Genomic DNA, 13,290 nt, shown 5'->3' on the forward strand with positions numbered 1-13,290 from the left:
GCTGGTTATTTTCAGTTAGAGTATAAGAGGGAGGGGGTCTATGGGCGCCATGCTGCCTACGGCCGCGTTGCTCTACGAGCGCGTCCGACGAGTGATCCCGCCGATCGAATGGCCGACTTTCGCCGAGGATATCGAGGCGATCCTTGCGCTGAAGCGCGAGCGCAACGCGATCATCCTGGCGCACAACTATCAGACGCCAGAGATCTTCCACTGCGTGGCCGACATCGTCGGCGACAGCTTGGCACTAGCCCGCACGGCTGCGACGGTCGAGGCGCAAGTCATCGTGCTGGCCGGCGTCCATTTCATGGCCGAAACGGCCAAGCTCCTTAATCCGGGCAAGACCGTGCTCATTCCGGATCTCAGCGCCGGTTGCTCGTTGGCGGACTCAATCACGGCAGAAGACGTGCGCTTGATGCGCCAGCGTTATCCCGGCGTTCCGATCATCACTTATGTAAATACGTCCGCCGAAGTGAAGGCCGAGTCGGATATCTGCTGTACATCCGGCAACGCCAAGGCGGTCGTCGAATCCCTTGGGGTTCCCCGGGTGATCATGTTGCCGGACGAATATCTGGCCCAGAATATCGCCGCCCAGACAGATGTGCAGATCATCGCCTGGAAAGGGCGTTGCGAGGTGCATGAGCGCTTTACACCGGCCGACATCCGCGAGTTGCGCGAAAGCCATCCCGGCGTGGTCGTGCTCGCCCATCCCGAATGCCCGCCCGACGTCGTGGCTGAAGCAGATTTTTCCGGCTCGACGGCTGCCATGTCCGACTATGTCGAAAGGCAAAGGCCGCCACGTGTCGTGCTGATGACGGAATGCTCAATGAGCGACAACGTCGCGTTAGCGCACCCAGAGGTCGAGTTCATCCGGCCCTGCAATTTGTGCCCGCATATGAAGCGGATCACGCTTGCCAACATCCGCACGGCGCTCGAGCAGAACCACCATGTCGTAACCGTCGAACCTGGGATCGCCGGGCGCGCGCGGCTAGCGGTCGAACGGATGCTGGCAGTTTGAGCGCCGACCTCCGCAGCTTCTTCGGGCGGCCCATCATCATCGGCGGCGGCATCGCCGGACTGATGACCGCGCTTCAACTGTCGCCGGAGCCGGTGCTTCTTCTGTCAAGGTCGCTGCTGGGAGCTGACAACTCGAGCACCTGGGCCCAGGGGGGCCTGGCTGCAAGTTTCGGCGAAGACGACGATCCGGCAATGCACCTGGCCGATACGGTTGCCGCAGGGGATGGTCTCTGCGACAGAGACGTGGCGAGCCGCATCCTCCAAGCCGCGCCCAAGGCCATAGAGGGGCTTGCGGGCTTTGGGGTTCGCTTTGACCGCACGCCGGAAGGATCACTGTGCCTCGGATTGGAGGCCGCACACAGCCGACGTCGCATCGTTCATGCGCATGGGGACGGCACCGGGCGTGAGATCATGCGTGCGCTGATCGCGGCTGTGCGTTCCACTCCGTCGATAGTTGTCGTGGAGGGCGTGGAAGCGCGCCGGCTCGCCGTGCGAGAGAATGCGATCCGAGGCGTCTGGGCGAGCTGTTCGATCGCACCTTTCTTCTTCGGCTCACGGCGGGTCGTCCTCGCCACCGGTGGCATCGGGGGACTGTTTCTCGACACCACGAACCCTTGGGGCAGTTGCGGACAAGGTCTTGCGCTTGCGGCCCGCGCTGGAGCTGTCCTAGCCGACCTCGAATTCATCCAGTTCCACCCGACCGCCCTTGACGGCCCAGAACGCCCTATGGCGCTGGTCAGCGAGGCTGTGCGAGGCGAAGGTGCTGCCCTGATCGATGAAACCGGCCAGGCTTTTCTCCAGAGCGTGCCAGGGGCGGAACTTGCGCCTCGCGATGTCTTGGCCCGCGCCGTGTGGAACCATCTTGCGGACGGCCACCATGTTTTTCTCGATGCCCGACAACGGCCAGGCCCGGCATTCGCTCGACATTTCCCGACAATCGCATCAGCCTGCCTTGGAGCGGGCATCAATCCCGCGCGCGATCTCATCCCCATTCGTCCGGCCCAACACTACCACATGGGTGGCGTTGCCGTGGACTGCTCGGGCAGGACCTCCGTCAAGGGGCTGTGGGCCTGCGGCGAAGTCGCTTCGACAGGACTGCATGGCGCCAACAGGCTCGCCAGCAATTCCTTGACCGAGGCAATCGTGTGCGCCCGCTGGGTCGCTGAAAGCGTCGCCGGAACGCCTGCGCGCAGAACAAGGCCTGCGTTTGCGAACGTCTACCCACCGCCCGCTCCGATAGCCGTGCGCGTTTTTCTGTCGCGCGCACTCGGCATCGTCCGGGATGGTCAAGGGTTGAAAGCAGCCGCGCGTGCCTTATTGCCGCTCGCCGAAAGCAAGGATGCGGTCTCGGATCCGGCGGCTGTCGGGCTAATGATTGCTGTTGCCGCCTTGTTGCGCGAAGAAAGCCGCGGCGCTCATTACCGGACAGATTTTCCTCATCATGCGACTGCCGCCCGACGGTCCGAAATCACGCTCGAAGCCGCCTTGGCGGCTGCGCGGGAACTCGGACACTCGCCAAGCTCCGAAGGTGCAAAGTGATGATGCTCTCACCGCTCCCCACGGTCCTGCTTGAGCCGCTTGTCCGGGCATCTCTTCTTGAAGACCTTGGCAGAGCCGGCGACTTGACCACGGACGCCATCGTCCCGAAGGAATACCAAGCGGGAACCGTGTTGGTGGCGCGACAGTCCGGAGTTGTCGCCGGCATCGATCTGGCGATGCTCGCTTTCGGCATGATTGATCCTGGTGTCGAAATCTCCGTGGAGCGGGCAGACGGCTGCAATGTCGTGGATGGAGAGGTCATTGCATCAGTGGTTGGCCCGGCCCGAGCCATTCTCACAGCGGAAAGGACGGCACTCAATTTTTTGTGCCATCTGAGCGGCATCGCCACAGCAACGGCATCGATCGTCGCTGCGGTTCGTGGATATGGCGCGAAGATCGTCTGCACCCGCAAGACAACGCCCGGATTGCGGGCAGTCGAAAAGTATGCCGTGCGCGCAGGTGGCGGGTCCAATCACCGCTTCGGCCTGGACGATGCAATTTTGATCAAGGACAACCACATCGCCATCGCAGGCGGCGTCCGGCCAGCGCTCGAGCGAGCACGAAGAGCGGCCGGTCATCTCGTCAAGATCGAAGTCGAAGTCGATACTCTGGCCCAGTTGGAGGAGGTACTTGGCTTCGCTCCCGATGCGGTTCTGCTCGACAACATGTCCCTCCCCGATCTTCGCCGCGCCGTCGCAATGGTCGGTGGCCGCGCTATCACCGAGGCTTCTGGCGGGATCACGTCGCATACAGCGCGAGCGGTTGCCGCGACCGGCGTTGATCTGATTTCGGTCGGCCGACTCATCCACAGCGCGCCGATCCTGGATATCGGCCTCGACCATCGGGGCTCATGATTGTCTGAGTAACGAACAGGATTGGGTCAACTGTCCTTTCCGATCATCATAGTCAGATAGCAAAGACCCGCAAGTCATACCGGAGGAACAGCATGGAGATGCAAACGGCAAGTTCAACGCAGACATCGCCACCGGCTCAATCCCCTGACCCGCCTGACCCTGGAGCGTGGACCTTGGAGAAGGCTCAGGCACTTTTCCATGCCCCCTTCAACAATCTCCTCTTCTTGGCGCAAACGGTGCACCGCCAGAATTTCGATCCAAACAAGGTCCAGCTCAGCCGGCTGCTCAGCATCAAGACCGGAGGATGCCCGGAGGATTGTGGCTATTGCAGCCAGTCGGCGCGTCACGAAACCGGGTTGGAGGCGTCCAAGCTGATGGAAGTCAGGCGCGTCATCGCCGAAGCGACCAAGGCGCGTGATGCCGGCGCCACCCGTTATTGCATGGGCGCGGCCTGGCGAAACCCCAAGGCGCGCGACATGGATGCGGTGGTGGCGATGGTCGAAGGCGTCAAGGCGCTGGGCCTGGAGACCTGCATGACACTCGGCATGCTCGATCTTGAGCAAGCCGTGCGACTGAAGCAGGCGGGTCTCGACTACTACAACCACAACATCGATACGTCAGAACGCTACTATAGCGAGATCATCGGTACGCGGAGCTTTGCCGAGCGGCTCGAGACGCTCGAGCACGTTCGCAAATCCGGCATCAAGGTCTGCTGTGGAGGCATTGTCGGCATGGGCGAGGAGCCGGTGGACCGGATCGACATGCTGGTGACGCTGGCCAATCTGCCGGAACATCCGCAAAGCGTTCCGATCAACATGCTGATCCCGATCGCCGGCACGCCGCTTGCAGACGCCAAGCCCATTGAGCCGATCGAATTCGTGCGCGTGATCGCGCTGGCGCGCATCATGATGCCGAAATCGCATGTCCGTCTGTCCGCCGGCCGCACCGCGATGACCGACGAGATGCAGGCGCTGTGCTATTTTGCCGGCGCCAACTCAATCTTCTTCGGCGACACGCTGCTGACGGCGGACAATCCAGGTGAGGACAAGGATACCCTGCTGTTCCGGCGCCTTGGCATCGATCCGATGGAACTCGAGGCGCAATGAACGGGGCGCCTCTTGCCCGTTATGATGCGACCTTGCAGGGCCTAGCGCGCAAGGACCGGCTGCGGACGCTTTCGCCCCGCGCCGGGCTGGACTTTTCGTCGAACGACTATCTCGGGCTGGCCGCGTCCAGAAGACTTGGCGATGCGGTTGTGGCGGCGATTGCGCGGGGCACGCCGGTTGGCGCCACCGGGTCCCGGCTGTTGCGCGGCAATGCACCGGAACACGAGCAGCTCGAGGCAGACGCGGCGGCATTCTTTGGAGCCGACCGCGCGCTGTTCTTCGGCAGCGGCTACATCGCCAACTTCGCTCTGCTGAGCGCCCTGCCGCAGAAGGGCGATCTTTTGGTCCTCGATGAGCTCGCCCATGCCAGCATGCATGAGGGTGCGCAGGCCGGGCGCGCACAGTTCGTGCTGGCCGCGCACAACGACGCCACCGCTGTCGAGGATGCGATTACACGTTGGCGCGTCGCAGGCGGCATGGGATGCGTCTGGATCGCGGTGGAAAGCCTTTACAGCATGGATGGCGACTGCGCGCCTTTGGAGAGCCTGGTCGCGCTTGCCGATCGGCACGGCGCATTCATCGTCATTGATGAGGCGCATGCCACCGGCGTCTGGGGACCGGACGGCCGGGGGCTCGCCGCCGCTTTCGAGGGCCGCGACAACATCATAGTGCTCCACACCTGCGGCAAGGCGCTCGGCGCATCTGGTGGGCTCGTGACCGGGCCGAGGGCACTGTGCGAATATCTGATCAACCGTTGCCGGCCATTCATCTACGCGACCGCGCCATCGCCACTGATGGCGGTCGTGGCGCGCGAGGCACTCGCAATGCTGGCCGACGAGCCTATGCGGCGTGTTCAGCTGCATGAACGCGTCGCCAGCGCCGGCCGGTTGGTCAATCGCTGGGGTGTGACACCAAGTGGCTCTCAGATCCAGCCCTTAGTAATCGGCGATGTCAGGCGCACCATGGCAGTGGCGGCGCGCCTGCAGGCCCGCGGCTTCGACATACGCGGCGTTCGTCCTCCGACCGTGCCCGAGGGCACGTCGCGGCTGCGCATCTCACTGACGCTCAATATTGGCGAAGCCGACATTTCCGCCATGGTCGAGGCGCTGGTCGAGGTGTTGGCCCAAACATCACCGGAGGCGATATGACCCAACGCATTGTCATCACCGGAACGGATACCGGAGTTGGCAAGACCGTGTTTGCGGCTGGGCTCGCCGGTTTGCTGGACGGCTTTTACTGGAAACCGGTGCAATCGGGCCTCGACGGCGAGACCGACAGCGAGGTGGTCGCGCGGCTTGCCGGCTTGCCCTCAGAGCGCGTGCTGCCGGAAGCCTACCGCTTGCGGAGCCCGCTGTCGCCGCATCGTTCGGCCGAGATCGACGGCGTGGCGATCAAGGCTGCCGATCTTGCTTTTCCCGTCCTACCGACGCCGCTCGTCATCGAAGGCTCCGGCGGCCTGATGGTGCCGCTCAACCGGCGCACAAGGTTCATCGACATCTTCGCTGAATGGCGGCTGCCCGTTATTCTGTGCGCCCGCACCACGCTCGGCACCATCAACCACACCTTGCTCTCGGTCGAGGCGCTCCGCGCCCGCTCCATCCCGTTGGCGGGCATCGCTTTCATCGGCGATGAGATGGCCGATACGCAACGGACCATCGTGGAATTCAGCGGTGCGCCGCAGCTCGGCAGGCTGCCGCACCTGGATGTGCTGACGGGCAAAACACTGAGGGACGCAATGGTTGCCGGCTTCGCCTTCGCCTCGATTGCTGGAGGTGACTGATGTCGCAGTCTCATGTGTGGCATCCCTTCACCCAGCACGCGCTCGAGCCTGCGATCCCAGAAATCGTCCTGACTGAGGGCGCCTATCTCCACAGGGCCGACGGCGCCCGCATCCTGGACGCCATCTCCTCCTGGTGGGTCGTCACACATGGCCATCGTCATCCCCGGATCATGAAGGCAATCGAGACAACCGCGTCGAGCCTCGACCAGATTATCTTTGCGGGCTTCACGCACGAGCCGGCAGAGCGCTTGGCCAAGGCGCTTGTCGGCCTCGCTCCCGCTGGACTCGACTGGGTGTTCTATTCCGACAGTGGCTCGACCTCAGTCGAAGTCGCGCTGAAGATGGCGCTCGGTTATTTCCGCAACATCGGCGCGCCGCGCTCGCGCATCGTCGTCATGGAGCACAGCTATCATGGTGACACGATCGGAACGATGAGCGTCGGTGCGCGTGGCGTGTTCAACGCCGCCTACGAACCCTTGCTGTTCGAGGTCGACATCATCCCCTTTCCGGCCGCGGGGCACGAGCAGGAGACGCTGGATCGTTTCCAGGCTGTGACCCGCGATCGACGAGCCGCAGCCTTGATCGTTGAGCCGCTGGTGCTGGGCGCCGGCGGCATGCTGATGTATCCAGCATCGGTTCTGGCCGAATTGAAGAAGATCACTGAGGCCTCCGGCACGCTGCTGATCGCCGACGAGGTGATGACCGGCTGGGGACGCACCGGAACCATGTTCGCCTGCGAGCAGGCATCGATTTCTCCAGATATCCTGTGCACCTCCAAAGGCTTGACCGGCGGCACCATCCCGCTGGCCGTAACGCTTGTCACCGATGCCATCTTCCGGGCGCACTATTCCGAGGACCGGAAGAAGACGTTTTTCCATTCGAGCTCCTACACCGCCAATCCGATTGCCTGTGCGGCAGCACTCGCCAATGTCGAGATCTGGCGCGACGAGCCAGTGGCCGAGCGGATCACGGCCTTGAGCGTGATGCAGGCCGTCGGGCTGCAACGCTTTCGGGACAATCCATATTTTGCCGGCTGTCGAGCCACGGGAACGATCGCGGCGCTCGACCTGCGAACCGGTTCCGCAGGTTATCTCGCCGAGATTGGTCCGAAGCTGCGCGCTTTCTTCCTCGAGCGCGGCCTGCTTGTGCGCCCGCTCGGCAATGTCCTCTACCTTCTGCCACCCTATTGCATCGCAGACGACGAGCTCGAACGAGTCTATGACGCCATCGAGGAGGCCGGGGAACGCTTCGGGTCCAGGCCATGAGCAAGTCGTCGCGCATTCTCGGACTTGGCCATCACGTGCCTGGGCGCAAGGTGGCCAATGCCGAGATCGAGAGCAATCTCGGCCTCGAGCCGGGCTGGATCGAAAGGCGTACCGGAATCCGTTCGCGCTTCTGGGCAACGGACGAAGACACGCTGTCGGGTCTTGCCACCCGGGCTGGCGACATGGCGCTGGTGAACGCCGGTATTGCGCGCCACGACATCGGTCTGCTGTTGCTTGCCACCTCGACGCCCGACCATCTTCTGCCGCCCAGCGCGCCGCTGGTCGCACACAAGCTTGGCCTTGGCCGCGCAGGCGCGGTCGATCTGACCGGCGCCTGCGCTGGCTTCATCTATGCGCTCATGTTTGCGGACGGGTTCACCCGCCTGCATGGCAAACCAGCGCTGGTCATCGCCGCCAACATTCTCAGCCGCCGCATCAATCCAGCCGAGCGCGCGAGCTCAGTCTTGTTCGCCGATGCCGCCGGCGCCCTGGTGATCGGTCAGTGCGATGATGCTGATCGGGGCATTCTCGGTGCCTCGGTGGCTTCGGACGGCTCGCGCTACGGGCTGATCCAGATTCCCGCAGGAGGAAGCAACACGCCGTTCCATGGCGACCTCGACCTCGGGCAGACCCGGATGACGATGACCGACGGGCCCGAAATATTCGCAAAGGCCGTCGAGATGATGACCGATTGCTCGACAACCGCGCTAGCCGCTGCGGGAGTGCGGCCACACAATGTCGGCCGGTTTGTGCCGCATCAGGCCAATACTCGGATTTTCGGCGCGGTCGGAAGAAACCTCGGCATTGCTGACCAAGCAATTGTCAAGACGATTGCCGAATACGGCAACTCTTCGGCCGCGACGGTCCCGCTGTCGCTCTCGCTCGCCAACCAGATGAAGCCATTCCAGCCAGGAGAGAAAATCCTTCTGGCGGCGGCCGGTGCGGGTCTCAGCGGCGGCGCTCTCGTGGTTGGAATCTAGTCGGCCGGCTCACGCGCGCAGGACTGGTCATGAATGGCAATAGGTGCAACAGAACCAATGCCAAAATGGCCTTCTGAAGCTCGACATGACCAAGCTGACGCAGCACGACCCGTGCGAGCCTCTGGATGAGTTCAAATGCAACACCCGTTGCACCAACCGTACCATCTGAATAAAGCTCAATTACAAAGGGTGAGCCGCCCCACATATGTCGGATACCCGACATTGTTCACATAAAAGGCTCGATGCTTACACGCTCTTTTCTGGCTGCTCTTTGCTGTCTTCTCTTTTCTCTTTGCTCTTTGCTCTTCCGTCTTGACTAGCAGGAGCCTGCGGCTTATCTCATTGCCCCGTTAGCACTCGCTTCGGCTGAGTGCTAGGCATGCTCCGGCAACGGAGCACCGTTCAACATCCGCACCAAGGAAATCCAAAAATGGCAAAGTCGAATTTCCGGCCGCTGCATGACCGCGTGGTCGTACGCCGGGTCGAATCCGAATCCAAGACCGCCGGCGGGATCATCATCCCGGATACGGCGAAGGAAAAGCCGCAGGAAGGCGAGATCATCGCCGTCGGTTCAGGTGCTCGCGACGAAGCCGGCAAGCTGGTCCCGCTGGACGTCAAGGCCGGCGACCGCATCCTGTTCGGCAAGTGGTCGGGCACCGAAGTCAAGCTCAATGGCGAAGACCTTCTGATCATGAAGGAATCCGACATTATGGGCATCATCGGCTGATTATCGGCCTCACCGTCAACTGAATTTCGGGCTTGATCGCAAGCCCCTGCCAGGAGCTAAAAAATGGCTGCTAAAGACGTAAAATTCTCCCGCGATGCCCGCGAGCGCATGCTTCACGGCATCAACATCCTCGCCGACGCGGTGAAGGTCACGCTCGGTCCCAAGGGCCGCAACGTCGTCATCGACAAGTCGTTCGGCGCACCGCGCATCACCAAGGACGGCGTCACCGTCGCCAAGGAAATCGAACTTTCCGACAAGTTCGAAAACATGGGCGCGCAGATGATCCGCGAAGTTGCTTCGAAGACCAACGACATCGCCGGTGATGGCACCACGACCGCGACCGTTCTGGCGCAGTCGATCGTCCAGGAAGGTAACAAGGCCGTTGCCGCCGGCATGAACCCGATGGACCTGAAGCGCGGCATCGACCTGGCCGTGACCGAAGTCGTCGCGGCTCTCGGCAACGCTGCCAAGAAGATCAAGACCTCCGAGGAAGTTGCCCAGGTCGGCACGATCGCCGGCAATGGCGACGAGTCGGTCGGCAAGATGATCGCCGAAGCGATGCAGAAGGTCGGCAATGAAGGTGTCATCACGGTTGAAGAAGCCAAGACCGCCGAGACCGAGCTGGAAGTCGTCGAAGGCATGCAGTTCGACCGCGGCTATCTCTCGCCCTACTTCGTCACCAACGCCGACAAGATGGTTGCCGAGCTCGAGGACGTCTACATCCTCCTGCATGAGAAGAAGCTGTCCAACCTCCAGGCCATGCTGCCGGTTCTCGAAGCCGTCGTGCAGACCTCCAAGCCGCTGCTCATCATCTCGGAAGACGTCGAAGGCGAGGCTCTGGCCACGCTGGTCGTCAACAAGCTGCGTGGCGGCCTGAAGATCGCCGCCGTCAAGGCGCCCGGCTTCGGTGATCGCCGCAAGGCCATGCTGGAAGACATCGCCATCCTCACCGGTGGCCAGGTCATCTCGGAAGACCTCGGCATCAAGCTCGAGAACGTCGGCCTCAACATGCTCGGCCGCGCCAAGAAGGTGTCGATCTCCAAGGAGAACACCACCATTGTCGACGGCGCCGGCAAGAAGGACGAGATCCAGGGCCGCGTTGCCCAGATCAAGCAGCAGATCGAAGAGACCACGTCGGACTACGACAAGGAGAAGCTGCAGGAACGTCTGGCGAAGCTCGCCGGCGGCGTTGCGGTGATCCGTGTCGGCGGCGCGACGGAAGTCGAAGTCAAGGAAAAGAAGGACCGCGTCGATGACGCCCTCAACGCGACCCGCGCGGCCGTGGAAGAAGGCATCGTTGCAGGCGGCGGCGTCGCACTGCTGCGCGCTTCGGCCAACATCAAGGTCACCGGCGTCAATGCCGACCAGGCTGCCGGCATCAACATCGTTCGTCGTGCACTGCAGGCTCCGGCCCGTCAGATCGCTTCGAACGCAGGTGCTGAAGCTTCGATCGTCGCCGGCAAGATCCTCGACAACAAGGGCGCGACCTACGGCTACAACGCCCAGACCGGCGAGTATGGCGACATGATCGCCATGGGCATCGTCGACCCGGTCAAGGTCGTTCGCACCGCTCTCCAGGACGCGGCTTCGGTCGCCGGCCTGCTCGTCACCACCGAAGCCATGATCGCGGAGGCTCCCAAGAAGGAGTCGGCTGGCGGCGGCATGCCTGGTGGTATGCCCGGCGGTGGCATGGGCGGCATGGGCGGGATGGGCGGTATGGATTTTTAATCCAGGCCCTATCACTTACAGCGGACAGGGCGGCAGCAATGCCGCCCTGTCCTTGTGTGCCGAACATGATCGACACCTGGGAGGTGCAGTCCCAGAGGATCTCGTTCGAACCTTACGCACCAACGCAATAGGAGGAAAAACGCTCGGCCGATTTGGAGTTGAAGGATTTCGCTCAGCAGCGGAACAGTTGGGTAGGAACCAGGACAAGAGGTGGCCTCGACCTACAAATTTGCTGGCCTTCAGCGGTATGGATGTCTCTGAGGCGTCATCTGAGGAGGACGAGAAACGAGGCGATCCCTGCCGACACCATGCTCGACCACGCGGCCCTTTCAGGCCAATAGCGGTCATGCAGCGTCAGCCATAGCAGCGCCAGGCCAGTCTCCGATCTTGCCCTCGCGATAGTCGAGTCAAGATTTTGGCGCCCACGCCGCCGCAAATCCTGCGGCCGAGTGCCGATTGTGACGCAACCCAGCACCACAGGATGGGCGGCTCGTTCTCTCGGGCAAAAGATACTCCCTGTGTTAGCTCCCGCGTTGTGTGCTTGCCCTCACTTGGGGGGGTATACATCAGGCCCTGTTTATCGAGAAAGCATCGAATGCGGCAGCGACAGCGCGAATCCCAAAGCGATGCTCCCGCCGTACGCGGACAGAACCGTTTTCGCAGTCCACAATTCCGTCCTCGGCCAGCATCGCCAAGCGCTCAGCTGAATCGAGAAGACGGATCGGATCAGATCCGTGGGCGGCACAGATTGCCGGCACGTCAGCCTCGAAATGGCACATTAATCGCTCGATGATTGCGGCTCGCACGCGGTCGTCGTCTGTGAGGCGATGGCCCTTCGATGTCGCCAGTCGGCCAGCTGCGATGTGCTGGATGTAGAAATCCCGTGTAACTTCGTTTTGGACGTACCCTTCGCCCATGCGGCCGATCGCGGACGCGCCGAACCCCATCAGAGTTCTGCAGGTGTCGGCCGAGTAGCCCAACGAGTTACGTCGCAGGCGACCTGTTTCCTGTGCCAGCGCGAGCTCGTCCTGCGGCAAGGCGAAATGGTCGAGCCCAATCTCTCGGTAGCCGGCGGCAATCAGCGTCACGGCGACAGCCGCATACTGTTCAGCGCGGGCAGCGCTGTCGGGAAGAAATTCCGCATCGATGAGGCGCTGATTCTTTATTTGTGATGGGATGTGCGAGTAGCCGAACAAGGCAAGCCGGTCGGGGCGCATGGCGACCGCCGCTCTCGCCGTCTCGACGCACGACTCCACCGTTTGACGCGGCAGGCCGTAGATGAGGTCAAAGTTGATCCGGTTTACTCCATGCCGGCGCAGCATTTCCACGGCAGCCGATGTCTGGGCCTCGCTCTGGATTCGGTTGACCGCTTTTTGAACAATGGGATCGAAGCTCTGTACGCCCAGGCTCGCGCGGTTCACGCCGGCCGCTCCCAAGGCTTCCGCCATCTCGGGCGTGAGCGTGCGTGGATCGATCTCGATGGCGACCGTAGCTGTTTTCGAGATGGCGAAGCGGCGTCGCAGGAACTCCATCAAAGCGAGGAACTCGGCGGGTCCGATGAGAGACGGCGTTCCGCCGCCGAAATGTATGTCGCTCACGGGCAGCCTCTGCGGCACTCGCTCCGAAACCAGACGGATCTCGTCACGCAGCGCCGCCAGATAGTTGAGGATGGGCGCATCATGGCGGGTGATGGTTGTGGGGAAGCCGCAATACCAGCACGCTGATCGGCAGAACGGAACGTGCAGATAGAGTGACACCGGATCATCAGCCGGCAAGTTCCCGAGCCATTCCTGATAAGCCTCGGCCCCGACCGCCGCAGAGAACTCCGACACAGTGGGATAGATAGTGTACCAAGGCAGCCGGGCCTCTCGATATTTCGTGGTCTGCAAAGGCACAATCCCATACTGATAACAACCAACCCTACCCACCGCGCCCGCCTGGGTCCTTGCGCTATGTCAGTCCGTTCCGTTTGGGCTCGAATCTAGATCTTTTTAGCAATGGGCGCCGTTCAGTCTTAGGCTGGACAGCGATGGTCTGAGCACCTGGTCACCAACTGATGATGGTGATCCGTCAGACCCTCACACGCCCCTTTTGTTCGACTATCCCATCCCTTCCCTTCACCTGCGCCTCGGAGATTCTGCTGAGCGCAGCTGCCGCAATGGGCGAGACATACGGGCTTGGGACCAGATTTTGCTCGCCAGATAGTGCCGGCCCCCTTAGTGAACTCTGCCATGTCGATGAGCTCGTCGTTTGAATTGCTGGCAAGATGCATTAGCTGTGGCGCGCCGCTTTCAGGA

The 13,290-nt window shown here is 62.2% G+C and carries 11 protein-coding genes; 10 read left to right on the plus strand and 1 reads right to left on the minus strand.

Annotated features, from left to right (window positions below; translation table 11 throughout):
• The first annotated feature begins 40 nt into the window (after positions 1 to 40).
• The 10 genes from nadA (at position 41) to groL (ending at position 10,993) form a co-directional block, all read left to right on the plus strand.
• Positions 41 to 1,015 (plus strand): quinolinate synthase NadA, encoded by a 975-nt coding sequence (gene nadA, locus NKJ78_RS18385; protein ID WP_352562581.1) that lies wholly within the window; start codon positions 41 to 43, stop codon positions 1,013 to 1,015.
• Positions 1,012 to 2,553 (plus strand): L-aspartate oxidase, encoded by a 1,542-nt coding sequence (locus tag NKJ78_RS18390; RefSeq protein WP_352447923.1) that lies wholly within the window; start codon positions 1,012 to 1,014, stop codon positions 2,551 to 2,553. Before nadA ends, NKJ78_RS18390 begins: the two co-directional genes overlap by 4 nt.
• Positions 2,553 to 3,407, plus strand: coding sequence for a carboxylating nicotinate-nucleotide diphosphorylase (gene nadC, locus NKJ78_RS18395; protein ID WP_023807057.1), 855 nt, complete (start codon positions 2,553 to 2,555; stop codon positions 3,405 to 3,407). The genes NKJ78_RS18390 and nadC overlap by 1 nt, the downstream gene beginning before the upstream one ends.
• Before the next feature lie 98 nt (positions 3,408 to 3,505).
• Positions 3,506 to 4,513, plus strand: coding sequence for a biotin synthase BioB (gene bioB, locus NKJ78_RS18400; protein WP_502901625.1), 1,008 nt, complete (start codon positions 3,506 to 3,508; stop codon positions 4,511 to 4,513).
• Complete coding sequence (locus NKJ78_RS18405) at positions 4,510 to 5,661, plus strand: 8-amino-7-oxononanoate synthase (protein WP_352445632.1); 1,152 nt, start codon at positions 4,510 to 4,512, stop codon at positions 5,659 to 5,661. Before bioB ends, NKJ78_RS18405 begins: the two co-directional genes overlap by 4 nt.
• Entirely contained in the window at positions 5,658 to 6,293 is a 636-nt protein-coding gene (gene bioD, locus NKJ78_RS18410) for a dethiobiotin synthase (protein ID WP_352447895.1), read from the plus strand. Before NKJ78_RS18405 ends, bioD begins: the two co-directional genes overlap by 4 nt.
• The gene (locus tag NKJ78_RS18415) at positions 6,293 to 7,558 is read left to right on the plus strand and encodes an adenosylmethionine--8-amino-7-oxononanoate transaminase (protein ID WP_352562583.1); all 1,266 of its coding nucleotides are present in this window, start codon (positions 6,293 to 6,295) and stop codon (positions 7,556 to 7,558) included. The genes bioD and NKJ78_RS18415 overlap by 1 nt, the downstream gene beginning before the upstream one ends.
• Positions 7,555 to 8,538 (plus strand): 3-oxopimeloyl-[acyl-carrier-protein] synthase BioZ, encoded by a 984-nt coding sequence (gene bioZ, locus NKJ78_RS18420; protein WP_352445627.1) that lies wholly within the window; start codon positions 7,555 to 7,557, stop codon positions 8,536 to 8,538. The genes NKJ78_RS18415 and bioZ overlap by 4 nt, the downstream gene beginning before the upstream one ends.
• A gap of 430 nt (positions 8,539 to 8,968) precedes the next feature.
• Positions 8,969 to 9,265: a co-chaperone GroES gene (groES, locus tag NKJ78_RS18425; protein ID WP_019863563.1), complete on the plus strand. Its 297-nt coding sequence runs from the start codon at positions 8,969 to 8,971 to the stop codon at positions 9,263 to 9,265.
• Between the two features lie 63 nt (positions 9,266 to 9,328).
• Positions 9,329 to 10,993, plus strand: coding sequence for a chaperonin GroEL (gene groL / locus NKJ78_RS18430; RefSeq protein ID WP_352447897.1), 1,665 nt, complete (start codon positions 9,329 to 9,331; stop codon positions 10,991 to 10,993).
• 566 nt (positions 10,994 to 11,559) lie between these two features.
• On the opposite strand, the gene hemN is transcribed toward groL, so the two are convergent.
• Positions 11,560 to 12,882 carry an oxygen-independent coproporphyrinogen III oxidase gene (gene hemN / locus NKJ78_RS18435; RefSeq protein WP_352519486.1) on the minus strand — a complete coding sequence of 441 codons (1,323 nt, stop codon included), beginning with the start codon at positions 12,880 to 12,882 and terminating at the stop codon, positions 11,560 to 11,562.
• Between the last annotated feature and the right edge of the window lie 408 nt (positions 12,883 to 13,290).

The organism is Mesorhizobium sp. M0037, from assembly GCF_040323635.1.
Taxonomy (GTDB): domain Bacteria; phylum Pseudomonadota; class Alphaproteobacteria; order Rhizobiales; family Rhizobiaceae; genus Mesorhizobium.

Bases quoted from the DNA above. Each gene is read 5' to 3' on its own strand.
- nadA (WP_352562581.1), top strand. From the start codon at position 41: ATGGGCGCCATGCTGCCTACGGCCGCGTTGCTCTACGAGCGCGTCCGA.
- NKJ78_RS18405 (WP_352445632.1), top strand. From the start codon at position 4,510: ATGAACGGGGCGCCTCTTGCCCGTTATGATGCGACCTTGCAGGGCCTA.
- bioB (WP_502901625.1), top strand. From the start codon at position 3,506: ATGCAAACGGCAAGTTCAACGCAGACATCGCCACCGGCTCAATCCCCT.
- groES (WP_019863563.1), top strand. From the start codon at position 8,969: ATGGCAAAGTCGAATTTCCGGCCGCTGCATGACCGCGTGGTCGTACGC.
- groL (WP_352447897.1), top strand. From the start codon at position 9,329: ATGGCTGCTAAAGACGTAAAATTCTCCCGCGATGCCCGCGAGCGCATG.
- bioD (WP_352447895.1), top strand. From the start codon at position 5,658: ATGACCCAACGCATTGTCATCACCGGAACGGATACCGGAGTTGGCAAG.
- NKJ78_RS18415 (WP_352562583.1), top strand. From the start codon at position 6,293: ATGTCGCAGTCTCATGTGTGGCATCCCTTCACCCAGCACGCGCTCGAG.
- nadC (WP_023807057.1), top strand. From the start codon at position 2,553: ATGATGCTCTCACCGCTCCCCACGGTCCTGCTTGAGCCGCTTGTCCGG.
- bioZ (WP_352445627.1), top strand. From the start codon at position 7,555: ATGAGCAAGTCGTCGCGCATTCTCGGACTTGGCCATCACGTGCCTGGG.